The organism is Arsenophonus sp. ENCA (assembly GCF_002287155.1).
GTDB lineage: Bacteria > Pseudomonadota > Gammaproteobacteria > Enterobacterales > Enterobacteriaceae > Arsenophonus > Arsenophonus nilaparvatae.
In genome coordinates this window covers 1-509 of sequence record NZ_NHNG01000697.1, presented here as the reverse complement: position 1 = coordinate 509, position 509 = coordinate 1, and the positions used below count along the sequence as shown (strand labels likewise).

Genomic DNA, 509 nt, shown 5'->3' with positions numbered 1-509 from the left:
ATCGAGAAGTTAAACAAAATTGTGGTATTGAACGCTGTCAGGCTCGCACGAGCCGAGCGCAAAGAAATCATATTTTTCTCGCTATTTCTGCGTGGTTTGAACAACATAAACGTCGTATATCTGAAAAAATAACCCTTTATCAACAAAATTGGGACGTAATCAAAAATGCTATTGCTGAGCACATCCGTGTTTTATTAGCGTACCCAAATTAGTTTTGTGCGAAACTCGTGTCACCTTAACAATAGGTATCATTGGAACAACGCTTTCTGTTTTAGGGATTTTGGAAAGATTTGTGGATTTTTTAACGCTGCTTGGTGTGGTCTTTCCCCCTATAGTCGGCGTGATGCTAACTGATTATTTTATTAAACTAGTTGCTGAATAGAGACTTGCATTTTTTGTCACGCTATTGAGAATAAAAAGAGGTTTAACTTAGAGAATAAAGGTTTGAAATGATCAACAAAGAGCGGCTGTTACGAGATAATCGTTTATGTAAAGCAATCATTGGATTA

At 36.7% G+C, this 509-nt stretch carries 2 pseudogenes; both read left to right on the top strand.

Going from position 1 to position 509, the window contains the following annotated elements:
* Positions 1 to 212 (top strand): annotated as a pseudogene (locus tag CBG25_RS18355) (hypothetical protein); the annotation flags it as partial.
* Between the two features lie 20 nt (positions 213 to 232).
* Positions 233 to 364: pseudogene (locus tag CBG25_RS18350) on the top strand (cytosine permease); the annotation flags it as partial.
* Positions 365 to 509 lie beyond the last annotated feature (145 nt).